The sequence below is a fragment of the Halorubrum distributum JCM 13561 genome, assembly GCF_000337395.1.
Classification (GTDB): domain Archaea; phylum Halobacteriota; class Halobacteria; order Halobacteriales; family Haloferacaceae; genus Halorubrum; species Halorubrum distributum.
On the sequence record NZ_AOJF01000024.1, the window covers coordinates 88,676 to 110,186 of the forward strand.

Annotated in this window: 25 protein-coding genes; 14 read left to right on the forward strand and 11 right to left on the reverse strand. The window is 71.5% G+C overall.

Features of this window, described 5'->3' with window-relative positions; translation table 11 throughout:
- Positions 1-20: 20 nt before the first annotated feature.
- The 10 genes from C470_RS03165 to C470_RS03210 all read left to right on the forward strand — a co-directional run bounded on the left by C470_RS03165 (position 21) and on the right by C470_RS03210 (position 7,669).
- Positions 21-1,427, forward strand: coding sequence for a CRTAC1 family protein (locus tag C470_RS03165; RefSeq protein WP_004596245.1), 1,407 nt, complete (start codon positions 21-23; stop codon positions 1,425-1,427).
- A 104-nt stretch (positions 1,428-1,531) separates the two neighbouring features.
- Positions 1,532-1,732: a DUF7576 family protein gene (locus C470_RS03170; RefSeq protein ID WP_007344466.1), complete on the forward strand. Its 201-nt coding sequence runs from the start codon at positions 1,532-1,534 to the stop codon at positions 1,730-1,732.
- A gap of 96 nt (positions 1,733-1,828) precedes the next feature.
- Positions 1,829-2,554, forward strand: a complete 726-nt coding sequence (locus tag C470_RS03175; RefSeq protein ID WP_004596249.1) for a ribosome assembly factor SBDS — start codon at positions 1,829-1,831, stop codon at positions 2,552-2,554.
- Positions 2,555-2,672: 118 nt separating this feature from the next.
- Complete coding sequence (locus tag C470_RS03180) at positions 2,673-3,158, forward strand: YbaK/EbsC family protein (RefSeq protein WP_004596251.1); 486 nt, start codon at positions 2,673-2,675, stop codon at positions 3,156-3,158.
- Positions 3,159-3,285: 127 nt separating this feature from the next.
- Positions 3,286-4,290: a metal ABC transporter substrate-binding protein gene (locus C470_RS03185; protein ID WP_049908555.1), complete on the forward strand. Its 1,005-nt coding sequence runs from the start codon at positions 3,286-3,288 to the stop codon at positions 4,288-4,290.
- Positions 4,291-4,393: 103 nt separating this feature from the next.
- Complete coding sequence (locus C470_RS03190) at positions 4,394-5,134, forward strand: metal ABC transporter ATP-binding protein (protein WP_004596255.1); 741 nt, start codon at positions 4,394-4,396, stop codon at positions 5,132-5,134.
- Entirely contained in the window at positions 5,134-6,192 is a 1,059-nt protein-coding gene (locus C470_RS03195; RefSeq protein ID WP_008365241.1) for a metal ABC transporter permease, read from the forward strand. The genes C470_RS03190 and C470_RS03195 overlap by 1 nt, the downstream gene beginning before the upstream one ends.
- A 96-nt stretch (positions 6,193-6,288) precedes the next feature.
- Positions 6,289-6,573, forward strand: coding sequence for a DUF7545 family protein (locus C470_RS03200; protein ID WP_004596259.1), 285 nt, complete (start codon positions 6,289-6,291; stop codon positions 6,571-6,573).
- 99 nt (positions 6,574-6,672) lie between these two features.
- Complete coding sequence (locus C470_RS03205) at positions 6,673-7,116, forward strand: hypothetical protein (RefSeq protein ID WP_004596261.1); 444 nt, start codon at positions 6,673-6,675, stop codon at positions 7,114-7,116.
- 37 nt (positions 7,117-7,153) lie between these two features.
- Complete coding sequence (locus C470_RS03210; protein ID WP_007993784.1) at positions 7,154-7,669, forward strand: GIY-YIG nuclease family protein; 516 nt, start codon at positions 7,154-7,156, stop codon at positions 7,667-7,669.
- Positions 7,670-7,676: 7 nt separating this feature from the next.
- Here the strand turns inward: C470_RS03210 and C470_RS03215 are convergent, their stop codons facing one another.
- From C470_RS03215 to C470_RS03225, 3 genes are all read right to left on the reverse strand, one after another.
- On the reverse strand, positions 7,677-8,159 hold the full coding sequence (locus C470_RS03215) for an acyl-CoA thioesterase (RefSeq protein ID WP_004596264.1): 483 nt from the start codon (positions 8,157-8,159) through the stop codon (positions 7,677-7,679).
- Between the two features lie 84 nt (positions 8,160-8,243).
- Entirely contained in the window at positions 8,244-8,711 is a 468-nt protein-coding gene (locus C470_RS03220; RefSeq protein WP_004596266.1) for a bifunctional nuclease family protein, read from the reverse strand.
- Between the two features lie 67 nt (positions 8,712-8,778).
- Positions 8,779-9,486 carry an ArsR/SmtB family transcription factor gene (locus C470_RS03225; RefSeq protein ID WP_008365242.1) on the reverse strand — a complete coding sequence of 236 codons (708 nt, stop codon included), beginning with the start codon at positions 9,484-9,486 and terminating at the stop codon, positions 8,779-8,781.
- Positions 9,487-9,614: 128 nt separating this feature from the next.
- Here C470_RS03225 and C470_RS03230 point away from each other — a divergent pair, with 128 nt between their 5' ends.
- The 4 genes from C470_RS03230 to C470_RS15995 all read left to right on the forward strand — a co-directional run bounded on the left by C470_RS03230 (position 9,615) and on the right by C470_RS15995 (position 13,458).
- Positions 9,615-11,390 (forward strand): TraB/GumN family protein, encoded by a 1,776-nt coding sequence (locus C470_RS03230; RefSeq protein ID WP_008365243.1) that lies wholly within the window; start codon positions 9,615-9,617, stop codon positions 11,388-11,390.
- Positions 11,387-12,061 carry a peptidase M50 gene (locus tag C470_RS03235; RefSeq protein WP_008365246.1) on the forward strand — a complete coding sequence of 225 codons (675 nt, stop codon included), beginning with the start codon at positions 11,387-11,389 and terminating at the stop codon, positions 12,059-12,061. Before C470_RS03230 ends, C470_RS03235 begins: the two co-directional genes overlap by 4 nt.
- An 80-nt stretch (positions 12,062-12,141) precedes the next feature.
- The gene (gene purM, locus C470_RS03240) at positions 12,142-13,212 is read left to right on the forward strand and encodes a phosphoribosylformylglycinamidine cyclo-ligase (protein WP_008365247.1); all 1,071 of its coding nucleotides are present in this window, start codon (positions 12,142-12,144) and stop codon (positions 13,210-13,212) included.
- A 105-nt stretch (positions 13,213-13,317) separates the two neighbouring features.
- Positions 13,318-13,458, forward strand: a complete 141-nt coding sequence (locus tag C470_RS15995; protein WP_007344477.1) for a hypothetical protein — start codon at positions 13,318-13,320, stop codon at positions 13,456-13,458.
- A 34-nt stretch (positions 13,459-13,492) separates the two neighbouring features.
- On the opposite strand, the gene C470_RS03245 is transcribed toward C470_RS15995, so the two are convergent.
- The 8 genes from C470_RS03245 to ilvB all read right to left on the reverse strand — a co-directional run bounded on the left by C470_RS03245 (position 13,493) and on the right by ilvB (position 21,312).
- On the reverse strand, positions 13,493-14,032 hold the full coding sequence (locus C470_RS03245; protein WP_004596278.1) for a CBS domain-containing protein: 540 nt from the start codon (positions 14,030-14,032) through the stop codon (positions 13,493-13,495).
- 69 nt (positions 14,033-14,101) lie between these two features.
- Positions 14,102-14,476 (reverse strand): DUF555 domain-containing protein, encoded by a 375-nt coding sequence (locus C470_RS03250; protein WP_004596280.1) that lies wholly within the window; start codon positions 14,474-14,476, stop codon positions 14,102-14,104.
- Between the two features lie 94 nt (positions 14,477-14,570).
- Positions 14,571-15,569: an isocitrate/isopropylmalate family dehydrogenase gene (locus C470_RS03255; protein WP_008365248.1), complete on the reverse strand. Its 999-nt coding sequence runs from the start codon at positions 15,567-15,569 to the stop codon at positions 14,571-14,573.
- On the reverse strand, positions 15,566-16,222 hold the full coding sequence (gene leuD, locus C470_RS03260) for a 3-isopropylmalate dehydratase small subunit (RefSeq protein ID WP_004596284.1): 657 nt from the start codon (positions 16,220-16,222) through the stop codon (positions 15,566-15,568). The genes C470_RS03255 and leuD overlap by 4 nt, the downstream gene beginning before the upstream one ends.
- Positions 16,219-17,640, reverse strand: a complete 1,422-nt coding sequence (gene leuC, locus C470_RS03265; protein WP_007344478.1) for a 3-isopropylmalate dehydratase large subunit — start codon at positions 17,638-17,640, stop codon at positions 16,219-16,221. Before leuC ends, leuD begins: the two co-directional genes overlap by 4 nt.
- A gap of 70 nt (positions 17,641-17,710) precedes the next feature.
- Positions 17,711-18,769: a ketol-acid reductoisomerase gene (gene ilvC / locus C470_RS03270; RefSeq protein ID WP_008365249.1), complete on the reverse strand. Its 1,059-nt coding sequence runs from the start codon at positions 18,767-18,769 to the stop codon at positions 17,711-17,713.
- 33 nt (positions 18,770-18,802) lie between these two features.
- Entirely contained in the window at positions 18,803-19,510 is a 708-nt protein-coding gene (gene ilvN / locus C470_RS03275) for an acetolactate synthase small subunit (RefSeq protein WP_008365250.1), read from the reverse strand.
- Positions 19,507-21,312: a biosynthetic-type acetolactate synthase large subunit gene (gene ilvB / locus C470_RS03280; protein ID WP_008365251.1), complete on the reverse strand. Its 1,806-nt coding sequence runs from the start codon at positions 21,310-21,312 to the stop codon at positions 19,507-19,509. Before ilvB ends, ilvN begins: the two co-directional genes overlap by 4 nt.
- Positions 21,313-21,511 lie beyond the last annotated feature (199 nt).

Sequence of the window (21,511 nt, forward strand, 5' to 3'; positions counted from 1 at the left end):
CGGAGCGGTGACGGGCGGCCATGTTCACGGAGCGGTCCGCGCTCGTCGACGACGCGCGCCCGATGCGGGGGTACGGCGTCGCGGTGACGCCCGGCCGCGACGGGCCGCTCGTCTTCGCCGCCGGCTACGGCGAGCCGAACCGGCTGTACGCCCGGAATGACGGCCGCTTCTCGGACACCGCCTGCGGCATCGTCGCCGACGGGACGCGCCACGGGATGGGGGTGTGCGCGGCCGACCTCGACGCCGACGGCTGCGAGGAGGTGTACGTCCACAACTGCGCGCGCGGCGTCGACGGCGGCGACCCCGACCTCCTCTTGAGCCGACTGGAAGCGGACCGGTACCGCTGGACCGACGTGTTCGCCCGCGAGGTGAACGCCGACCGCATCGACGTCCGCGCCGGCCGGTCGGTCGCCGCGCTCGACCGGCTGGGGACCGGTCGCTACGGCGTCGCCGTCTCGGGCTACGCCGCCCCGCTCGCGTTCTACGAGCTCGGCGACGACGGCGAAGTCACGGACATGGCCGAGGCGGTCGGCCTGGAGGTCGACGGGGGTTGCCGGTCGCTGCTCGCGGTCCCGTACCGCTCCCGCGAGGGCGACCTGTTCGCGGGCGTCGAAGGGGGACCGAACCGGCTGTTCAGCAACCGCGACGGCCACTACGCGCGGACCGACGGCGGGCCCGACCTCTCCGACCCCGGCGGCGACACGCGCGGCGCCGCGGTCGTCGACGAGGGCGGGACGTTCGCGCTCGCGGTCGGCAACGAGTCGGCGCCGAGCCGCCTCCTCCGCTGCTCGCCGGACGGCGGCTACGACGACGTCGCCCCCGACCCGCTGCGCGACGTCGGCGCGGTCCGGACGGTCGTCGCCGCCGACTTCGACAACGACGGGCGCGAGGAACTGTTCTTCAACGTCTGCGGTGCGGAGAACCGGCTGTTCGAGCGCGTGGATCGCCCCGGGAAGCCGCCGACGTGGGAGTCCGCGGACCTCGGCGCGGCGGCTGAGCCGGACGGGTTCGGCACCGGCGCGGTGGCGGCCGACCTCGACGGCGACGGCGCGCTGGAGCTCCTCGTCGTCCACGGCGAGGTCGCCGCGCAGCCGGTGACGGCGTACGGCGACCCCGACGCCCCCGACGCCGGCTGGCTCCGCGTGCGCCCGACGACGCGACACGGCGCGCCGGCGCGCGGCGCCGTCGTCACCTTGGAGACCGCGGACGGCGTCCAGCGGCGGACGATCGACGCGGGCGGCGGCTGCCTCTGTCAGACGGAGCCGGTCGCGCACTTCGGGCTCGGGGGCGCGGACCCGCTGCGCGCGGACGTGCGCTGGCCCGACGGCCGCGAACGGACCGTCGTCGGCCCGAGCGCGGACCGGGAGATAACCGTCAAACACCCGTCGCTGAAGGCGACCGACCGAGACGCGCGGACGCGGCGATAGCGCGCGGGCGACGCCGGGCGAGGGGGCCCCGAGTCGGCGGCGACCGCCGTGGCCAGAACTGCCGGGCTTCGCGGGTTCAAGTGTCCCCGGGCGTACGGGGAGGTATGGTGGATCCGACCTCGGAGCTCGAGGAGGACGTCGACGAGGAGTCCGCGCCGAGCTGCGCGACGTGCGGCGAGCCGGCGCTGGGGACCGGACATCGAACGGTCACGTGGGTCGACGGCGACGACGTCGTCCACCGGCACTTCTGTTCGGAGCCGTGCCGCGCGGACTGGGACGACGAGCGACCGGCGGCAGGCGGGTAGTCGCCGGGAGCGAGGAACCGGACGGCCGAACGCGGCGACTCGACGCGACGACCGGCGGCGGGAGGCTTTTTGCCCGCGGGGGTGGTAGCGTCCGGTATGATATCGCTCGACGAGGCCGTGACGGCCCGACTGGAGTCACACGGGGAGCGCTTCGAGGTCCTGATCGACCCCGACGCCGCGCTCGCGATCAAGCGCGGGGAGTTCGAGGGGGACCTCGAGGAGGTCATCGCCGCCGAGGACGTCTTCGAGAACGCCTCGCGGGGGGACCGCCCCGCCGAAGAGGACTTAGAGACCGTCTTCGGCACCACGGACGCGCTCGAAATCATCCCGGAGGTCGTCGATCGCGGGGAGATACAGATCACCGCCGAGCAGCGCGCGGAGATGCAAGAGCGGAAGCACAACCAGCTGGTGACCACCATCACGCGCAACGCCGTGAACCCGCAGATGGACGACTCGCCGCACCCGCCCGAGCGGATCGAGCGCGCCTTGGAGGAGGCCGGGTTCCAGATCGACCCGATGGAGCCGGTGGAAAACCAGGTCGACGACGCGCTCGACGCGCTCCGCCCCGTGATCCCGATCCGGTTCGAGGAGGTGACGATGGCGGTTCAGCTCCCGGCCGACTACGCGGGGTCCGGGCAGGCGCAGATCCGCGAGTTCGGGGACTTAGAGCGCGAGGAGTGGCAGAACGACGGCTCGTGGGTCGGCGTGCTCACATTCCCCGCCGGGCTCCAGAACGACCTCTACGACCTCGTCAACGAGGTCACCTCGGGAGAGGGCGACGCCCGCGTGATCAAGGACAAAGACGAGCTCCGGACCCGCTGACGCATACAGACGAGCCCCGGACCCGCTGACGCCGATACGGACCCGGCCCTATCCGAATCGCGGCCGCAGTTTCACCGCCTCCGGGAGGTTGATGCCGGCGGGCCGCGGCTCGGATCGCATGCATCCACGCGCGGCGGAGTTCGAGGAGCTGGCGGAGGAACGGTACGGCGTCGACGTCGACGTGCTGGAGTTCGACGGTGGCACGGAGACCGCGGCGGCAGCCGCCGACGCCGTCGGCTGCGAGACCGGCGCCATCGCGTCGACCATCGTCGTCTCGCTCTCGGGCGGCGACCGGGACGGAGCGCTCGTCGCGGCGATCACGAGCGGCGCGAACCGGCTGGACCTGGACGCGGTCGCCGAGCACTTCGGCGCCGACGCAGCCGAGATGGGCGACCCGGAGCGGATCCGCGAGGTCGTCGGCTGGAGCATCGGGGGCGTCCCGCCGATCGGTCACGACGCCGCGCTCCCGACCGCCTTCGATCCGACGCTCACCGGGTACGACACGGTGTACGGCGCGGCCGGGACGCCGAGCGCGGTGTTCGCGGTCGCCCCCGAGACGCTCGCCGAGCTCGCGGACGCGACCGTCGTCGACCTCACCGAGTGACGAGCGGCGCCTCCGATCCGCAGAGCCCGCGGCGTGTTGTTAAGCGAGCGTGTGCTCGGCGGGTGAGTTATTAATTCTACTTTGTGAAATAATAACCTTTTTCTATTAATCCACGGTACGGATCGGTATGACTCACTCACGGCGGTCGGTGCTGCGGCGCGGCGCGGGCCTCGCGGCCGCGGGGGCGGCGGCGTCGCTGGCGGGATGCTCGGGCGGGGGCACCGGCGGCTCCGAGGGGTTCGACTCGGGCTACGCCGCCTTCTTCACCCTCAAAGACTGGGCAAACGAGGTCGCGGGCGAGCGCGCGAGCTTCGAGGACCCCGTCGACGTGGGGCAGCTCGGCCACGGGTGGACGCCGGACGGGACGCTCGCCGCCGACGTGGCCGCGACGGACGCGTTCGTCTACCTCGACAGCCCGGAGTTCGCGTGGGCGCAGGACCTCGCCGCGACGCTGGAGGCCGACTACGACTCCGTCGCCGTGGTCGACGTGCTCGACGGACTGGAGGACGACCTCCTCGACTGGGACCACAGTCACGGCGGGGAAGGCGGCGACCACGACGGGGAAGGCGGTGACCACGACGGCGAGAGCGAGACGCGGTACGACCCGCACGTCTGGGTCGACCCGGTCCTCGCGGCCGAGATGGTCGAGACAATCGCCGCGGGGCTGGGCGAGGCGGACCCGGAGAACGCCGACGCGTACGCCGCGAACGCCGAGGCGTACGCGGAAGAGCTCGCCGCGGTCGACGACGCGTTCGAGGCGATCGCCGACGAGGCCGCGCGCGACGTGGCGGTGTTGGCGGGCCACAACTCCTTCCAGTACTTGGAGGCGCGCTACGGGTTCCGGCTCCACTCGCCGGTCGGCGTCTCGCCGCAGAACGAGCCGACGCAGTCGGAGATCGCCGGCACGATCGACCTCGTCGACACGGAGGGGATCGACGTCGTGCTGTACGACCGCTTCCAGTCGCCCAGGCTCGCCGAGTCGATCGTCGAGAACAGCGACGCCACCGAAGCAGTCCCCGTCACGCCCGCCGGGGGGACGACGCGGGAGTGGAACGACGCCGGGTACGGCTACCTCGAACAGATGACCGAGATCAACGTCCCCGCCTTCGAGCGGGCGTTCGGCGCGCAGTGAGCCGATCCGACCTCGCGTCGGCGGTCGAGCGGTCCGGTGACGGCGTCCCCGCCGCCGGACTAAAAGAGCTAAACGTGCGGCCGACCCAGATGGGAGACACGCAGTGAGCGCAATCGTCGACCTCGACGGCGTGACGTTCGCCTACGGCGACACCGTGGCCGTGAGAGACGTCTCCCTCACCGTCGAGGCGGGGGACTTCCTCGGGCTCGTCGGCCCGAACGGCTCCGGGAAGACCACCCTCCTCCACCTCATGCTCGGCCTCCACGAGGCGGACGAGGGGTCGGTCGAGCTGTTCGGGCGACCGATCGAGGAGTTCGACGACGGCGGGCGGATCGGCTACGTCTCCCAGAAGGCGACGAGCCGGGGCGGCGCGATGCCGGTCACCGTCCGCGAGTGCGTCACCATGGGCCGGTTCGCGCACGCCGGGCGGGGCCGCCTCTCCGAAGCCGACCGCGCCGCCGTCGCGGACGCGATCGAGACGGTCGGGATCGGCGACCTGACCGACCGGCTCGTCTCGGAGCTATCCGGCGGGCAGAAACAGCGGGCGTACATCGCTCGCGCCCTCGCGAGCGACGCTGACCTGCTCGCGCTCGACGAGCCGACGGTCGGCGTCGACGCCGAGTCGCGCGACGCCTTTTACGCCCTCCTCGACGACCTCAACGACGAGGGGATCACGGTCATCCTCATCGAGCACGACATCGGCGTCGTCACCGACCGCGCCGACCGCATCGCCTGTATCAACACCGAGCTGTACCACCACGGAGACACCGAGTCGTTCGTCGAGAGCGACGCCCTCGCCGAGGCGTACGGGACGACGGGACAAGTCGTCCACCACCACCACTGATGAGCGGGGAAACGCCTGCTGACGACCGGGAGCGTCTCCGACCCGACCGGGGGCCCCGGCGGACCGCGGAGCTCGTCGGGATCGGGATCACCGGCGTCGTCGCGGTCGGCATGCTCGGGTTCCTCCTGCTGTACTGGGCGCAGGACCTCCCGGTCGCGAGCGACCTCTACGCCGCGTTCCGCTCGCTCGGCCGCGCGATGGACGCCGCGTTCGGCACGAACGTGTTCCGGCACCCGATCATGTGGCAGTCGATGGCGGTCGGCGTGCTCGTCGGGGTGGTCGCCCCGCTCGTCGGCTCCTTCCTCGTCCACCGCGAGATGGCGCTGATCGGCGAGACGCTCGCGCACACCGCGTTCGCCGGCGTCGCCGTCGGCATCCTCCTCACCTCCTCGACCGGGTGGAACGGGTCGCTGCTGCTCGTCGCGCTCGCGGTGGGTATCCTCGGCGCGCTCGCGGTCCAGTGGCTCACCGAGCGCACCGACGCCTACGGCGACGTGCCCATCGCGATCATGCTCAGCGGGAGCTTCGCGGTCGGCACGCTGATCATCAGCTACGGCGACGGGCTCACCGGGGTCAACGTCGAGGGATTCCTGTTCGGGAACCTCGCGGTGGTCACGCCGGAGGGCGCGCGGCTGATGGGCGCGCTCTCTTTGATCGTCGTCGCCGGCGTGGCGATGACGTACAAGCAGCTCCTCTTCATCACCTTCGACGAGCAGGCCGCGCGGGTCGCGCAGCTGAACGTCACCGGCTACAACACCCTGCTCGTGGTGTTGACCGCGGTCGTCGTCGTCGGCGCGATGCAGGTGCTCGGCGTCATCCTCGTCGCCGCGATGTTGGTCGTCCCCGTCGCGGCCGCCTCGCAGGTCGCCCGGAGCTTCCGCGAGACGATGTACCTCGGCGTGATCTTCGGCCAGCTGTCGGTGCTCGGCGGCTTCGCCGTCTCGATCGGGTTCGGCCTCCCGTCCGGGGGGTCGATCGTCGTCACGGCCATCGCGGTGTACCTCGCGAGCGTCGTCGGCTCCGGCTCCGCCGCGACGGCGATTTCGACGCACGGGTGAGCTCGGCCGACCCGGTTCTCGCCCCGCGAGCGACGGTCGTGCGCGGGTCGCGTCCGGTTTCCACAGACCCTTATGTCGCGGCCGCGACCCACGTGTATGGGAGACACCGAGACCTACACGGTCACCGGCCCCGACGGTGACGAAGAGTCGTTCGAACTGCCCGCCGGCCTCGTCGACGTGCTCAGCGAGCAGGGCGAGCCCGCGACCGCCGTCGTCTCCGACGTGATCGTCCAGGCGATGGCCCAGCAGGCGCACGTCATCGTCCACCACAGCGAGGGCGACGTGCCCGAGGACATCGCGGAGATGGAGGAGACTGCCGCGGAGCTGTTCGAGGAGCGCTTCGGGCAGCCGCTCGAAGAGGCGCTCGGCCACTCGCACTGAGCGGGTTCGACGCGTCGCGGCGCCCGAAGCCGCCCGGGCTTCACCCGAACGAGTTCGCCCGTCCGGCCGCTTAAGCCGGTCGAGACCCTATCTTCTCACATGCCTACCGACCCGGACGGCGCGGACGCGCCGGTGTTGATCTTCGACGGCGACTGCCCGTACTGCTCGGTCGCGGCGGTGGCGCTCCGCCGGCTCGACGGCGTCGTCGCGGTCCCGTGGGAGGCCGACCCCGTCGGGCCGTTCCTCGACGCGCAGTTCGGCTCCCGGCCGTTCGCGATGGTGTTCGTCGACCCCGCGAAGCGCCGGGTGTACGCCGGCCGGTCGGCGGCCGAGGAGCTTGCGGAGCGCGCGGGAACCCCCGGGATCGTCGGCGGGCTCGTCCGGGACAACTACGACCGCATCGCGGACGTCGTCGGGACGCTCTCCGGCCGCGACCGCGACCCGGCCGACTTCCACGACACCTACCGACTCGGCGACGAGGCGAACGATCTGGTCGGACCGCTCCGGGCGGCCGCCGACGAGGCGCCGGCCGCGCTGTCGTGAGCGCGGTCGCGAACGCCGCTCCGGCGGTGGTCGACCGATGAGCGACGCCGCTGGCGGCAGCTACACGCTCGTCGTCGCCCTCGCGGACGACGCGACGGTGTCGGCGGGCGCGCTCGGCGAGCATAGCCTCCCGGCCGGCGCGTACGCGTACACGGGGAGCGCGCTCGGCGCAGGAGGGTTCTCGCGGGTCGACAGACACCGGCGGACCGCCCGCGGGGATAACGACACCCGACACTGGCACGTCGACTACCTGCTCGGCCACCCGGCGGCGCGGATCGACCGCGTCGTGCGCAGCGTCGGCGTCGACGTCGAGTGCGCGGTCGCCGAGCGCCTCCCGGCCGGCCCGGTCGACGGGTTCGGCGCCTCAGACTGCGGCTGTCCGAGTCACCTCGCAGGCGGAGATGATGGCGAGCGCGCGCGAGAGCGCGGCGGCGACGCCGGCGGCGCGCTCGACGCCCTCGCGGAGCGCGCGCTGGCGGCGCACGAGGCGGCGGTCGCCGAGACCGACGACCCGGACGCGACCGTCGAGGTCGTCTCGGGTTCGGCGGAGTGAGTCCCCGTCAGAGGTCGTAGCGCTCGACGACCTGTCGCAGCTGTTCCTCGCGGCCGCTCATGGCGTCCTCGCGGAGTGCTTCCTCGTCCTCGGTCGGACACTCCAGGTCGGGGACCGGCGTCGGGCGGCCGTCGTCGTCGAGCGCGACGAACGTGAAGTAGGAGGTGGTCGTCCGGCGCGTCTCGTCCGTTCGGGGGTTCTCCGCGCGCACGTCGACCTTCACGTCGACGCTCGTCCGGCCGGTGTTGAACACGTACCCCTCGATGATGGCGACCTCGCCCATCTCGATGGGCGCGATGAAGTCGACGTGGTCCATCGAGGCGGTGACCACCTGCCGGTTCGCGAAGCGCATGCCCGCGATGGCGCCGCAGATGTCCATCCAGTGCAACACGGCGCCCCCGAGCGCGCGGCCGAGGTTGTTCGTGTCGTTCGGGAGCAGCATCTCCGTCATCTCGGTGTGCGAGGAGGCGAGCGTGGCCGTCTCGTCCATGCCCCTCGTGTGAGGGCCGGCGACTTGAACGGCCGGCTTCGCCGGCGGCCGGGCGGAAAGCGAAGCCGGCGCCGGAGCGCCCCCTCAGCGCTCCCCAGAGGGGTCCTCGGAGGGGTCGTCGTCGCCGAATCGGAGCGAGTCCCGCGGCCGGCCCGCCTCGTCTATCACCTCGTCGGTCACGACGATCGGACAGTCGACGCGCACCGCGAGCGCGAGGGCGTCCGAGGGGCGGGCGTCGAAGACGAACCGCTCCGGCTCGCCGTCGTCGTAGCGCTCGGCGTCGACCTTCGCGTAGAAGGTGCCGTCGTGGAGGTCGTCGACCCGAACCCGGTCGATGGCGCCGCCGAACTCCGTGAGGATGTCGACGAGCAGGTCGTGCGTGAGCGGTCGGTCGAACGGTTCGCCCTCCAGCGCCAATCCGATCGAGCGGGCTTGGTCCCCGCTGACGAATATGGGGACGTACTCGCCGCGCGCGGAGAGGATCACCGCCGGGACGTCGCCGCTCGGCGCCGAGCCCGCGCCGACCCCGACGACCTCGGCTTCGTGTTCCATACGCGAACGTGGTGGCGGCCGCTTGAATAGCTGTCCCACGCGCGACCGCCGGGCGTCCCCGATCTCGTCAGTTCGAGGCGCGGTACCAGTACGCCCACGCGAGCGTGAACACGACCGCGGCGCCGACGAAGAAGACGACGCCCGGCTCGACGAGCGAGACGGCGTACTCGGCGAGCGGGTCGCCGACGAGTTCGATCGCCCCGTCGGTGCCCTCGGCGGCGGTGTTCTGGTCCGGCACGCTCTCTATCGTCGGCCCGCCGCCGTCCCCGCCGTCGGCCGTGGCGGTGCCCGCGTCGCCGCCGCCGGAGCGGGCGGTGAACCCCGCGCCGCCGAGCGAGCCGACCGCGAGGAGCCGCTGGGCCGCGAGCGCGGCGAGTCCGATGATCCCGTAGCCGCCGAGCAGGCGCATCAGCGCGGTCTTGATCCCGGTCGACTCCTCGGAGCCGCCCGAGAACAGCACGAGCGGTTCGTCCGCGGCGGCGTACACGTCCATCTCGCGGCCCTTCTCGGAGTAGGCGGTGTCGACGACGTCGACGAGGTCGGCCTCGTCGAGCCGCGAGAGGTGGTACTGGACGTTCTGGAGCGAGGTGTCGACCTCGTCGGCGAGCTCGGACTTCGTCGCCGGGCGGTCGTGGAGCGTCGAGAGGATGGCCCGCGCCGTCTCGGAGCCGAGGGCGGCGATGAGGTCGTCGGCCTCGTCGTCGTCGACGCCGACGACCCGCGGCTCGCGCTCCTCGGGGGTCGCGTCCGGCAGGGAGGGCAACAGCCGGGACATGCGAACACGTGAGACGCGTGAGAATACAAATTTGTTGGATCGTCGGGAACGCGCGGACCGTCGGGGCGCGTCCCGAAGCCAGCGACCGACTCACAAACCCTAAACGCGGTGACCGAGTACGACGGGTGATGACACAGCCGTCACGGGGGAGCGAGGAGGCGCCCCCGTCGACCGACCGATCCCCGCGGGCCGACGGCGGCGACCTCGACGCGGAGCCGCGCGGCGACGCTGCGGGCGAGGGGAGCGTCACGGTCGTCGGGACCGCCCACGTCTCGGAGCGCTCCGTCGACGAGGTCGAGGAGACGATAGACCGGGAGCGCCCAGACGTCGTCGCCGTCGAGCTCGACGAGGGGCGCTACCGCCAGCTCAACGGCGAGACCCCGGACGACCTCGACGCCGGCGACCTGCTCAGGGGGAACACCGTGTTCCAGTTCCTCGCGTACTGGATGCTCTCGTACGTCCAGACGCAGCTGGGCGAGCGGTTCGACATCGAGCCCGGCGCGGACATGAAGGCCGCCGTCGACGTCGCCGAGTCGCTCGGCATCGACGTGGCCCTGGTCGACCGCGACATCCAGACCACGATCCAGCGCTTCTGGGCCCGGATGACGGTTACCGAAAAGCTCCGGCTCGTCGGCGGGCTCGCGTTCGGCGTCAGCGACCCGCGCGTCGCCGGCGTGATCGGCGGGCTCCTCGTCGGCCTCCTCGCCGGCCCGGCGATCGGCCTCTTCGGCGGCGCCGTCGGGATCACGCAGGCCGTGCTGACGAGCGTCGCCGCGGGCGTCCTCGTCGCGCTCGTCGTCGGCATCGCCGTCGATCAGGTCGGCACGCTCGCGCTCTCGCCGGACCAGCGGCTCTACGCCGCGGTCGGCACCGGGCTGGCCGCCGGCGTCGCCGCCGGCGTGACGGGCGTTGCGAACGGGATCGTCTCGACGTATCTCGGCGGGTTCCCCGTGACGGCGATCGGCGGCTTCGGGATCGGCATCGGCCTCGGCTTGGTCGTCGGCGCCGTCCTCGCGCTCGCGGTCGGCGCGTTCGCCGGCGGCGACGTCGACGCCGAGGCCGGCGGGATCGAGGAGCTCGACGAGGCCGACCTCACCGACACCGACGTGGTGACGATGATGATGGAGGAGTTCCGGCAGTTCTCCCCGGGCGGCGCGGAGGCGCTCATCGACGAGCGCGACGCGTTCATCGCCCACCGGCTCGTCGCGCTCCGCGAGGCCGGCCACGACGTGGTCGCCGTCGTCGGCGCCGGCCACCGCGCGGGGATCGAGGGGTATCTCAGGGACCCCGCGACGCTCCCGCCGATGGAAGATCTGGTCGGGCAGGAGTCGGGACGGGGGCTCCCGTGGAAGAAGGCGGTCGGCTACGCGATCACGGTCGGCTTCGTCGGCTTCTTCCTGCTGCTGGCGCTGGGCGGCGCCGGGAACGCGTTCCTGCTCCGCCTGTTCGGCGCGTGGTTCCTGATCAACGGCGTCTTCGCGTTCGCCTTCGCGAAGGTCGCCGGCGCGCGCTGGCTCTCGGCCGGCGTCGGCGGCGCCGTGGCGTGGCTGACCTCGATCAACCCGCTGCTCGCGCCCGGCTGGTTCACCGGCTACGTCGAGCTCCGCAGCCTGACCGTCAACGTCGCCGACATCGGCGCGCTAAACGACCTGCTCGCCGACGAGACGCGCTCCGCGACCGAGCTGGTCTCCGCGATGCTGGACGTGCCGCTGTTCCGGCTCATCGTCGTCGTCGCGATGACGAACGTCGGGAGCATCGTCGCGAGCTTCCTCTTCGCGGCGTACGTCATCCCGGCGATGTTCGGCGCCGAGGTCGGCGGCGTCGAGGACGTCGGGCGGCTGCTCGTCGAGGGCGCGCTCAACGGCGCCGACCTCGTGCGCGGCGCCGTGGGGGGGATCGCATGAGCGGCGGCAGCGCGGTCTCCGGGCGGCGGATCGCGGGCCTCTACTTCAGCGGGACCGAGCTCCGCGACCTGCTCGTCGCGTGGCTCGCGCTCGGCGTGGCATTTATGTTGTTCTTCGTCGGCGGGTCGGGCGGCATCGGCCGGATACTCGCGGCGGGCGTGGTCCCGCCGCTGTTCGTCGCCCTCTCGACCGCGGGGGTCGCCTTCCTGCTCCACGAGGTGGCGCACAAGGTCGTCGCGGTCCACTACGACCAGGTGGCGGAGTTCCGCGCGGACAACAGCATGCTGTTTTTGGCCGTAATGAGCTCGCTCCTCGGATTCATCTTCGCCGCGCCCGGCGCCGTCCATCACCGCGGGCGGCTGACCCCCCGCGAACACGGCCACATCGCGCTGGCCGGCCCCGTCGTGAACCTCGGGCTGATGGTCCTCTTCTTCCCGCTGTACGCGCTCGGCGGAATCCTCGGCAGCGAGATCGTCGTCATCCTCGGCGCGCGCGGCATCGCGATCAACGCGTTCCTCGCGGCGTTCAACCTCGTCCCGTACGGTCCGCTCGACGGGAAGACGGTGATGGGGTGGAGCAAGCCGGTCTGGGCGGCCGTCTTCGTCCCGTCGGTGCTGCTCGCCTTCGGGCTCGTCTTCGTCGTCGGGCTCGGGTTCGGCGGGCCGTTCTGATCGCCCGCCGTTCTCTCCGGCAACCGCTCGCCGCCCGGCGGAACGGTGCGTTTTTGCTCCGCGGGCGTGCCCCCTCACACATGACCGAGGGCAACGGCGGCGACGGCGGATCGGCGGGCGACGACGGGGGACCGGACGACGGCGACGAGCTCACTTACGCGGACGCGGGCGTCGACATCGACGCGAGCGAGGCCGCGACCGCGGCCCTGATCGGCGCGGTCGGGGCTGACACCGAGGCGGAGGGTTCCGGGAGCGAGTACGCCGGCCTGCTCGACATCGGGGACCGCTACCTCGCGCTCGCGACGGACGGCGTCGGGACGAAGCTGCTGGTCGCGGAGGCGCTCGGCGACTACTCGACGGTCGGCATCGACTGCATCGCGATGAACGTCAACGACCTCGTCGCGGCCGGCGTCCGGCCCGTCGCCTTCGTCGACTACCTCGCGGTCGACGAGCCGGACGAGCGGTTCGCCGAGCAGGTCGGCGAGGGGCTCGCCCGCGGCGCCGAACTCGCCGACATGGAACTCGTCGGGGGCGAGACCGCGGTGATGCCGGAGGTGGTCCGCGGGCTCGACCTGGCCGGCACGTGCGCGGGCCTCGCCGCGAAGGACGGCGTGTTCGACGGGCGGGCCGAGCCGGGCGACGCCCTGGTCGGCTGGCGCTCGTCGGGGATCCACTCGAACGGGCTCACGCTGGCCCGAGAGGCCGTCACGCGCGACCACGCCTACACCGATCCGTGCCCGTTCGGCGACTACGAGACGCTCGGCGACGCGCTGCTCGAACCGACCGCGATATACACCGACCTGCTCGACCCGATGCGCGCCCACGGCGTCCGCGGCGCGGCCCACGTGACGGGCGGCGGCTGGACGAACCTCGAACGCCTCGGCGGCGTCCGCTACGCCATCGACGACGCGTTCGAGCCGCAGCCGGTCTTCGAGTTCGTTCGGTCGGAAGGGAACGTCTCCGACGAGGAGATGTACCGCACGTTCAACATGGGGACCGGCTTCGTGGCCGCCCTCGACCCCGACGACGCGGACGCCCTAGCCGACGCGACCGACGGGCGCGTGATCGGCCGCGTCGAGGCCGCCGAGGCGAGTGACGAAGCCGGCGACGAGGACGAAGCGACCGTCGCGGTCCGCGGACTGGAACTGTAAGCCGCCGTCTCCGGGGTAGCGGAGAGAATCGCGGTCACCGGGGAGACCCGGCGTGACGTGCCGTCGAGTGGCCCCTTATCCGCGCCGTCGACCTCCGTTCAGTTGATGAGCGACGACGAGGAGTCGGCCGGCGAGAGCGGGGACGGCGACGTGAGCGACGGCGATACGAACCACCTCGACGACGTGGCGGACGGCGCGGGCTGTACGGAGATCTGGGAGCGCCTCTCGGAGCGACGGGAGGAGTAGGCCGCAGTCCGCTGCGGTCGGCGCGCGCGGAGCGCTACGACAGCTGCGCCGCGATGTCTGCCTCCGTGATGATCCCGACCGTCTCGCCGCCGTCGGTGACCATCACGGCCTTGTAGTGGTCCAGCAGGTTCCGGACCTCGTCGACGGTCGCAGACGGCGCGACCGTCGGGAACGACTCGCTCATCACCTCGCTGACCGGGTGGTCGCCGACGTTCTCGCCGGCGTGGACGACGTCGCCCTGGCTGATCGAGCCGACCGGCACGCCGTTCTGGAGGACCGGGAGCTGCGAGTACGCCTCCGCCTCCATCAGCTCGACCGCCCCGCTCACGGCGTCGTCCGGTGCGACGCTGATGACGGTCTCGTTCATCAGGTCGGTCGCGCGCACGACCTCGCCTTCGGCCTCTTGGAGGGCGTTGACGATACGACGGAGCGTCGAGAGCCGGGGATCGACGTCGCCGCCTTCGATCCGCGCGATGAGGGGCTGCGAGACGTCCGCGGCGTCGGCGAGTTCGCTCTGGGTCAGCTCCAGTCCGGTCCGGCGCTCGCGGAGGTCCTGTGGCGTCGGCAGTTCCATGCCGACTAATTACTTAAGGTTATTAGAAAAGCTTTCGGCACCGAGCCAACTCTCGCCGTCGAGTCGCGTCTATCGCGCCGCTTCCTCCTCGTCCTCGTCGGCCTCGGTCTCGAAGACGTCGATGACTTCGAGGGGGACGTCGCGGAGCGCGCCGCCGACCTCGCTTTTCGCGATCCGCTCTGCGTGCTCCTCGCTGTCGGCGTTGAAGACGTCGATCTCGAGGAGGAGTCCGACCAGCGCCGTGTTCGCCGCGAGGAACGCGGCGTCGAACGGCTCGCCGCAGGCCGGACAGCCGGTGACGCCGGGCTCGACCTCGACGTACTGCTTGTCCGTCTCGTTGAGTCGCTTGCCGGCCTCGCTGACCGCGACGCCGATGGCGTCGTCGGTCTCCTCGACGTCACGGACCAACCAGGCTGCTTCCATCGCGACTTCGTAGTTGCTCATATCCGAGCGGAGGGGCCGCAGGGTTTCTTGTCTTGTGGTTCGCCCGCGGTCGGCGGAGCCGCTTCCGGCTGGCCGACCGGCGGCGAGACGCGCCTTACAGCCGGTCGACGATCGCCGCGGTGACCTCGTCGGTCGTCGCCGAGCCGCCGAGGTCGCCGGTGCGCGGACCGTCGGAGAGCACGCCCTCGACCGCGTCGCGCACCCGCTGGCCCTCCTCGACGTGGCCGAGGTACTCCAGCAGCATGGCCGCCGAGAGGATCGCGGCCGTCGGGTTCGCGGCCCCCTCGCCCGCGATGTCGGGCGCCGTGCCGTGGACCGGCTCGAACAGCGCGTTGTCGTGGCCGACGTTCGCCGACGGGAGCAGGCCGAGCCCGCCGACCAGCCCGGCTGCCAGGTCGGAGAGCACGTCGCCCGCGAGGTTCGGGCAGACGATCACGCCGTACTGCGTCGGGTCGAGCGGGAGCTTCGTCGCGAACGCGTCCATCAGCTCCTCGTCGGCGTCGACGCCGCGCTCCTCGGCGACCGCGAGCACCTCCTCGCGGAACCGACCGTCCGTCTCGCGCATCACGTTCGCCTTGTGCGCGACGGTGAACCCCTCGTCGGGGTCGCCCGCGGGACCGCGCCCGTCCGCGACGAACTCGCAGGCGTACTCGGCCAGCTCGCGCGAGGCCGACGAGGTGACGACCCGGGTCAGCGTCGAGAGGTCGTCCGACAGGCGGTCCTCGTGGCCGGCGTAGACGCCCTCGGTGTTCTCGCGGAGGAAGACCACGTCCGTCTCCGGCCGGAGCGCGTCGACGCCGGGGTACGCCCTCGCGGGCCGGACGTTGACGAACGAGTCGACCGCCTCGCGCAGCGGGAGGATGACGTCGGCGGCGGTCTCGCCGGCCGCGCCGAACAGCGTCGCGTCCGCGTCGGCCGCGAGATCGTACGTCTCCGCCGGGAGCGCCTCGCCGGTCGCCTCCTTCGTCGCGTCGCCCGCGTCCGCCTCGACGAACTCGAAGTCGACGGGAAGCGCCTCCAGCACCTCGACGGCGGCGGGGACGACCTCGCGGCCGATCCCGTCGCCCTCGATGACGACGACCTCGTGGCTCACGCGTCGTCCCCCGGGATGTCCTCGTCAGGAACGTACGGCAGCGACCGGGCGGTCTCGCGGACCGCGCCGGCGTTCGCGCCCATCAGCGCCGTGGTGTCCCAGACGCCCTCGACGAGCGCCTTCCGCTGCGCGTCGTGAACCTCCGCGTCGATCACGGTGTCGCCGTAGGTGACCGTCTCCTCGGCCACGTCGATGTCGATCTCGGCGTCGGGGTTGGCCTCGACGTAGTCCTGTAGCGCCTCGATGTCGGCCTGGTCGGCCGTGACCGTCGGAACCCCGAGCGCGAGGCAGTTGCCCGCGAAGATCTCCGCGAACGACTCGCCGACGACCGCGTCGATCCCCCACCGCATCAGCGCCTGCGGGGCGTGCTCACGGGAGGAGCCGCAGCCGAAGTTGGCGTTGACGACCAACACGTTCGCGCCTTTGTACTTCTCCTCGTTGAACGGGTGGTCCTTCTCGTTGTCCTCGTCGTCGAACCGCTGGTCGAAGAAGGAGAACTGGCCCAGCCCGTCGAAGGTGACGACCTTCATGAACCGCGCCGGGATGATCTGGTCGGTGTCGATGTCGTTGCCCCGGACCGGAATCCCGGTGCCGGTGACCTCGGTGACCTTCTCCGCCGGCGCCTCGCCGTCGCTGAACTCGGGCGAGCTCATACGGTCGCCACCTCCTCCATCTCGCGAACGTCGGTGACCTCGCCGGTCACCGCCGCGGCCGCGACCATGATCGGACTCATCAGCACGGTGCGCCCGTCCTTCGAGCCCTGCCGGCCGACGAAGTTCCGGTTCGACGAGGAGGCGCTCGCCTCGTCGCCCTCCAGCTGGTCGTCGTTCATGCCGAGACACATCGAACAGCCGGGCTCGCGCCAGTCGAAGCCGGCCTCGGTGAAGACCTCGTCGAGGCCCTCGGCTTCGGCGGCGTCGCGGACACGCTGGCTGCCGGGGACGACCATCGCGCGCACGTCGTCGTCGACCTCGCGTCCCTCGACGAACGCCGCGGCCTCGCGGAGGTCCTTCAGCCGCGCGTTGGTACACGAGCCGAGGAACGCCACGTCGATGTCGTACCCCTCCATCGTGTCGCCGGGCTCGACGCGCATGTGCTTCTGCGCGCGCCGCGCCGTGTCGCGGTCCTCCTCGGGCAGGTCGTCGGGGTCCGGAATCGGCTCCGTGATGCCCGCGGTCTGTCCGGGCGTGGTCCCCCACGTGACGGTCGGCTCGATAGCCGAACCGTCGATGGTGACCACGTCGTCGTACTCGGCGTCGTCGTCGGTCCGGATCGACTCCCAGTATGGTTTCAGCCGCTCGAACTCGTCCGGGCTATCCGCGAACGCGTCCGTCTCCTTCAGCCACTCGTAGGTGGTCTCGTCGGGGTTGACGTACCCCGCGCGGGCGCCGCCCTCGATCGACATGTTACAGATGGACATCCGCCCCTCCATCCCGAGATCCTCGATGGCCTCGCCGGCGTACTCGTAGACGTAGCCGACGCCGCCGTCGGTCCCGAGCTTCCCGATGATCGTGAGGATGATGTCCTTCGCGGTGACGCCCTCGCCGAGCTCGCCCGTGACCTCGATTTTGCGGACCTTCTGTTTCTCCATGGCGACACAGCCCGTCGCCAGCACGTCGCGGATCTGCGAGGTACCGATGCCGAACGCCAGCGCGCCGAACGCGCCGTGCGTCGACGTGTGCGAGTCGCCGCAGACGATCGTCATGCCCGGCTGGGTGAGCCCCTGTTCCGGCCCGATGACGTGGACGATCCCCTGATCGCCGGAGTCCGGGTCGGAGAAGTCGATGCCCGAGCCGCGGACGTTCGCTTCCAGCTCCGCCATCATGCTCTCGGCGGCCTCGTCGCGGTAGGGCCGGTCGCGGTTGCCCGTTGGCACGATGTGGTCGACCGTCGCGTGGGTGCGCTCCGGGAACGCGACCTCCTGTCCGCGCTCTTTCAGCATGCCGAACGCCTGCGGGCTGGTCACCTCGTGGACGAGATGGAGCCCGACGAACAGCTGGTCCTGTCCGGTGGGCAGCCGCGTCACCTTGTGGCGGTCCCACACCTTGTCGTACAGGGTCCCCTCGCTCATCGGGACTCACCCGCGTAGCACGCAGACCGAGCGGTCTCGTCGGTTCGGTTCGCGCCGCCGCCTACGCCCATCAGGCGGTCACCTCGGCGCTCTCCTCCTCTTCCTCGTCTCCCGACTCCTCCCACGCGAACAGCCCGCGCAGCTCGTCGCCGACGGCCTCGATCTCGTGGTTCTTCTCGGCGTTCCGGAGCTGGGTGTAGGAGGGGCGTCCCGCCTGGTTCTCCGCGATCCACTCCCGGGCGAACTGGCCGTTCTGGACCTTCTCGAGCACTTCCTCCATGTTCTCGCGGGCGTGCTCGTCGACGACGACGTCGCCCTGCGTGAGCCCGCCGAACTCGGCGGTGTCCGAGACGGAGTCCCACATCTCGCCGAGCCCGCCCTCGTACATCAGGTCGACGATGAGCTTCAGCTCGTTGAGACACTCGAAGTACGCCATCTCCGGGGAGTAGCCGGCGTCGACCAGCGTCTCGTACCCCTGCTTCACGAGCGAGGTGACGCCGCCACAGAGGACGGCCTGCTCGCCGAACAGGTCGGTCTCCGTCTCCTCGCGGAACGACGTCTCGACGACGCCGGCGCGGGTACAGCCGATCGCGGCCGCGTACGCGAGCCCCTCGTCGTGGGCGTCGCCGGTCGCGTCCTGGTACACCGCGAGCAGGCCGGGCGTCCCCTGGTCGTTCTCGTAGTTCCGGCGGACGAGGTGGCCCGGCGACTTCGGCGCGACCATCGTCACGTCCACGTCCTCGGGCGGCTGGATCTGGTTGTAGTGGATGTTGAACCCGTGGGCGAACTGCAGCGTGTCGCCCGCGTCGAGATTGGGTTCGATCGCGTTCTCGTACACGTCCGGCTGGACGGTGTCGGGGACGAGGACGCTCACCACGTCGGCCTCGGCGGCCGCGTCCGCGGGGGTCTCCACGCGGAGCCCGTCGCTCTCGGCGGCGCTCCGGGAGGAACTGTCCTCGCGGAGGCCGACGATCACGTCGACCCCGCTCTCGGAGAGGTTCTGCGCGTGCGCGTGGCCCTGCGAGCCGTAGCCGAGGACGGCCACCGTCTTGTGGGCGATCGCCTCCTCGTCCGCGTCGTCGTCGTAGTATACCGTCGAATTGAACGTCTGCGTGTCGTCTTCGGTCATGTGTATGGTGTAGGGTTTCTGTGTGTCCGCGTGTCAGTCGTCGTGCGTCGTCGGTTCGCCGGCCGTTCCGGGTTTCTCTCCTGGCGCCGTGGGGGTGTCGCCGCGCGCGAGGGCGGTCGGCCCGGTCCGCGCGATCTCGACGATGCCGAACCGGTCGAAGGCGCCGATCGCGTTGTCGATGCTCGCCTTGTCGCCGGTGAGCTCGACGGTGATCGTCTCCGGGCCGGCGTCGACCGTCCGGCCGTCGTACATCTCGGAGACGGCGTGGACCGCGGCGGGGTCGTCGGCCTCGACCTTCAGTAAGACGAGCTCGGAGGTGACCGCGTCGCCGGCGACCTCGCCGACCGAGATCACCGGCTTCAGCTTCGCCATCTGCTTTTCGATCTGGTCGATGCCCGGGTCCGTCTCCTCGACCACCATCGTGATCCGCGAGTGGCCGTCGACGGTCGTCGGGCCGACCGTGAGGCTCTCGATGTTGAACTGGCGGCGGGAGACGAGCCCGGAGACGCGCGCGAGCACGCCGGGCTCGTCCTCGACGAGCGCCGAGATGACCGCGCGCCGCGACTCGTGCTCGGCCTCGACCACGGGGTCGATCCGGATCCCCTCGAGGTTCCGGCGGCCCTCGGGGTGGTCGCGCTCGTCCGGCCCGGGCTGTTCGCCCGGGAGCGGCCGTGAGTCGGCGTCGGGGGTCACGCGCGAGTCGTCCGCGGCGGCCGCGTCGTCCGAGGCGTCGCCGCTCATAGCTGGTCCTCCGCGGCCGCGAACTTCCCGTTCGCGCCGCCGCTCGGCACCATCGGCAGGACGTTCTCCTCGGGGTCGACGTGGAAGTCGACCACGGCCGGCCCGTCGTAGTCGAGCGCCTCCTCGACCGCGGGCGCGACCTCGTCGTAGTCGTCGACGCGCAGGCCGAGCGCGCCGAACGCCTCCGCGAGCTTGTCGAACTCGGGCATCCACGTGTAGTCGGAGGCCATGTGGCGCCCCTCGTAGAAGGCGTCCTGCCACTGGCGCACCATCCCGATGTACTCGTTGTTGAGCACGGCGATGGTGACGTCCAGCTCCTCGCGGACCGCGACCGACAGCTCCTGCATCGTCATCAGGAAGGAGCCGTCGCCGTCGAAACACACCACGTCGCGGTCCTCTTCACCCATCGTGTCGGCCGCGACGCGCGCGCCGACCGCTGCGGGCACGCCGTACCCCATCGTGCCGAGGCCGTGCGAGGAGACCCACGTCCGGGGCTCCGTGTACGTCCAGAACTGCGAGGCCCACATCTGGTGTTGGCCGACGCCGGTCGTGACGACGGTGTCGTCGTCGGTCGCCTCGTCGAACGCCTCGACGACGAACTGCGGCTTCAGCGGCTCGTCGTCGGGCGTCGCGTACGTGAGCGGGTACGTCTCCCGCCACTCGGCACAGCGGTCGCGCCACGCCTCGGTGTCGGGCGCCTCGCGGACCGCCGCGGTCAGCTGGTCCAGCACGCGCCCGGCGTCGCCGATGAGCGGGTAGTCGGCGTGGACGTTCTTCGAGATCTCCGCGGGGTCGATGTCGACGTGGATCACCTCGGCCTCGGGCGCGAACGTGTCGATCCCGCCGGTGAGCCGGTCGTCGAACCGCGTGCCGACCGCGATCAGGCAGTCGGTGTGGGTGATCGCGAGGTTCGCGTAGCCGGTACCGTGCATCCCCGCCCACGAGAGGCAGAGGTCGTCGTCCTCGGGGAACGAGCCGATGCCCGGCATCGTCGTCGTCACCGGGATCCCGTAGCTCCGGGCGAACGTCCGCGCCTCGGCGCTCGCGTCGGCCTTGATGACGCCGCCGCCGAACAGGCAGACGGGCCGCTCGGCCGACTCGATGGCGCGCGCCGCCTCCTCGACCGCGTCCGGGTCGGCGTTCGGGTCGGGGTCGGTGCCCGCGGGCGGCGTCGCCGGCCCGGGGGTCCGGTCCGTCTCGTCCTGTGTGACGTCTTTCGGGAGGTCGACGAGCGTCGGGCCGGGTCGCCCCGCCCGCGACAGCTCGAACGCCTCGCCGACGGTGTCGCCGACGGTGTCCGCGCCGCCCGCGAAGTAGTTGTGCTTCGTGATGGGGCGGGTGACGCCGACCGTGTCGGTCTCCTGGAACGCGTCGTTGCCGACGAACTCGGTCGGGACCTGGCCGGTCAGCGCCAGCATGGCGTCCGAGTCCATGTCGGCGTCGGCGATTCCGGTGACGAGGTTCGTCGCGCCCGGGCCGGAGGTGGCCATACAGAGCCCCGGCTCGCCGGCGACGACGCCGTACGCGTCGGCGGCGTGGGCGGCGCCCTGCTCGTGGGCCATCGTCACGTGCCGGATCGAGGAGTCGTACAAGGCGTCGTAGACGGGCATGATCGCGCCGCCCTGAACGCCGAAGGCGGTCTTCGCGCCCGCGGCCTCGAGGGCGGCGACGACCGACTCGGCGCCGGTCGAGACGGCGCCCGCGGTCTGTCCCTCGTCCGGGTCGGTCGGCTCGTCCGTCGCGGCCGACGAGTCGTCGGACTCGTCGCCGTCGGATCGCGGCTGTGCTGCTGTGTCGCTCATTGTCGTGGTGGTGTGCGGTGTGGCATCTGGCGGGTTGTCGTGTCGGTCGCTGCGAACGCGGGACGAACGGGCGAACGCTCCACGCGTGGGGAACGGCCCGGCCGCCGGCGTTCGGCGGTGCGTCGCGTCGGTGAGGAAAGGGTGGTGTAGGGGGTTATACCCCTACAATGATCGGCGCGACGGCTCCCGGGACGCTCGC

Excerpts from the sequence above, each read along its gene's own strand:
- C470_RS03165 (WP_004596245.1), top strand. The coding sequence starts at position 21 with ATGTTCACGGAGCGGTCCGCGCTCGTCGACGACGCGCGCCCGATGCGG.
- C470_RS03170 (WP_007344466.1), top strand. The coding sequence starts at position 1,532 with ATGGTGGATCCGACCTCGGAGCTCGAGGAGGACGTCGACGAGGAGTCC.
- C470_RS03175 (WP_004596249.1), top strand. The coding sequence starts at position 1,829 with ATGATATCGCTCGACGAGGCCGTGACGGCCCGACTGGAGTCACACGGG.
- C470_RS03180 (WP_004596251.1), top strand. The coding sequence starts at position 2,673 with ATGCATCCACGCGCGGCGGAGTTCGAGGAGCTGGCGGAGGAACGGTAC.
- C470_RS03185 (WP_049908555.1), top strand. The coding sequence starts at position 3,286 with ATGACTCACTCACGGCGGTCGGTGCTGCGGCGCGGCGCGGGCCTCGCG.
- C470_RS03195 (WP_008365241.1), top strand. The coding sequence starts at position 5,134 with ATGAGCGGGGAAACGCCTGCTGACGACCGGGAGCGTCTCCGACCCGAC.
- C470_RS03200 (WP_004596259.1), top strand. The coding sequence starts at position 6,289 with ATGGGAGACACCGAGACCTACACGGTCACCGGCCCCGACGGTGACGAA.
- C470_RS03205 (WP_004596261.1), top strand. The coding sequence starts at position 6,673 with ATGCCTACCGACCCGGACGGCGCGGACGCGCCGGTGTTGATCTTCGAC.
- C470_RS03210 (WP_007993784.1), top strand. The coding sequence starts at position 7,154 with ATGAGCGACGCCGCTGGCGGCAGCTACACGCTCGTCGTCGCCCTCGCG.
- C470_RS03215 (WP_004596264.1), bottom strand. The coding sequence starts at position 8,159 with ATGGACGAGACGGCCACGCTCGCCTCCTCGCACACCGAGATGACGGAG.
- C470_RS03220 (WP_004596266.1), bottom strand. The coding sequence starts at position 8,711 with ATGGAACACGAAGCCGAGGTCGTCGGGGTCGGCGCGGGCTCGGCGCCG.
- C470_RS03225 (WP_008365242.1), bottom strand. The coding sequence starts at position 9,486 with ATGTCCCGGCTGTTGCCCTCCCTGCCGGACGCGACCCCCGAGGAGCGC.
- C470_RS03230 (WP_008365243.1), top strand. The coding sequence starts at position 9,615 with ATGACACAGCCGTCACGGGGGAGCGAGGAGGCGCCCCCGTCGACCGAC.
- C470_RS03235 (WP_008365246.1), top strand. The coding sequence starts at position 11,387 with ATGAGCGGCGGCAGCGCGGTCTCCGGGCGGCGGATCGCGGGCCTCTAC.
- purM (WP_008365247.1), top strand. The coding sequence starts at position 12,142 with ATGACCGAGGGCAACGGCGGCGACGGCGGATCGGCGGGCGACGACGGG.
- C470_RS15995 (WP_007344477.1), top strand. The coding sequence starts at position 13,318 with ATGAGCGACGACGAGGAGTCGGCCGGCGAGAGCGGGGACGGCGACGTG.
- C470_RS03245 (WP_004596278.1), bottom strand. The coding sequence starts at position 14,032 with ATGGAACTGCCGACGCCACAGGACCTCCGCGAGCGCCGGACCGGACTG.
- C470_RS03250 (WP_004596280.1), bottom strand. The coding sequence starts at position 14,476 with ATGAGCAACTACGAAGTCGCGATGGAAGCAGCCTGGTTGGTCCGTGAC.
- leuD (WP_004596284.1), bottom strand. The coding sequence starts at position 16,222 with ATGAGCTCGCCCGAGTTCAGCGACGGCGAGGCGCCGGCGGAGAAGGTC.
- leuC (WP_007344478.1), bottom strand. The coding sequence starts at position 17,640 with ATGAGCGAGGGGACCCTGTACGACAAGGTGTGGGACCGCCACAAGGTG.
- ilvC (WP_008365249.1), bottom strand. The coding sequence starts at position 18,769 with ATGACCGAAGACGACACGCAGACGTTCAATTCGACGGTATACTACGAC.
- ilvN (WP_008365250.1), bottom strand. The coding sequence starts at position 19,510 with ATGAGCGGCGACGCCTCGGACGACGCGGCCGCCGCGGACGACTCGCGC.
- ilvB (WP_008365251.1), bottom strand. The coding sequence starts at position 21,312 with ATGAGCGACACAGCAGCACAGCCGCGATCCGACGGCGACGAGTCCGAC.